At 58.0% G+C, this 757-nt stretch carries 1 protein-coding gene; it reads right to left on the bottom strand.

Annotation, left to right across the window (positions count from 1 at the left end; translation table 11 throughout):
- Positions 1 to 633: exodeoxyribonuclease VII large subunit (locus tag EXE45_RS17190; protein WP_158294313.1), on the bottom strand; the 633-nt coding region annotated here is incomplete at its 3' end.
- Positions 634 to 757: the final 124 nt, after the last annotated feature.

Genomic DNA, 757 nt, shown 5'->3' with positions numbered 1-757 from the left:
GTCGATGTCCGGATCTTGGTCGGCTTGCCGAATTGCGCCGACGAGCGACGGCACCGCGTTGGTGCCCTGAACCGTTGCGCCGAAGAACGTGAGCGTTACTCCCGGTGCGCGTCCCCAGGCAGCCTCCCGGAAATCTTCCCGTGCGGATCCCGTGAGTGAGGTGACGATGCCGATATTCGACGGAAATGACGGCACCGGCTGTTTGCGATCATCAGCGAAGAGGCCCTCATCGGCCAGTTCAGCACGCAATGCTTCTAATTGTTGAGACCGCTCAGAGTTGCCGACCGGCCAGTAGTTTTTGACGTTGAGCTGGGTCCGGCCGCCATCTGTGTAGAAATCGACGTTCGCACGGACGATCACCTCCTCGCCCTCTGTGATATCCCCCTCAATCCGATCACGGTACGATGACCAAATAATACACTGGATTGTTTCGTCGCCGTCGACATCACGTAGCGTAAAGAACGTTCCATACCCCTTCGCTGTCGCATCCGATACTTCGCCGACGACATACGTTGGAAATCGGTCAGCTGCGGATTCGAGGGTTGCCGCGATCTCGTCGTTGAGCCTGGCTACTGACCACGCCGTTTCATTGGCTTCCGCGTTCCCACTCCCAATTTCATCGTCAACGGCCATTCGCTCACGCCTATGACAGCAGGTGATTTAGTTTATGGGCTTGCTCCGTCGTGTCGACTCAGCCATCCCTGCCGCAGGCTCAGGGGCACCGCTGTTTCGGTCGTACTCATGTCGGGTTGACCAC

The organism is Halorubrum sp. SP9, assembly GCF_005435015.1.
Lineage (GTDB): Archaea > Halobacteriota > Halobacteria > Halobacteriales > Haloferacaceae > Halorubrum > Halorubrum sodomense.
The sequence above is the reverse complement of the archived record's forward strand: the minus strand, read 5'-3'. Positions and strand labels throughout refer to the sequence as shown.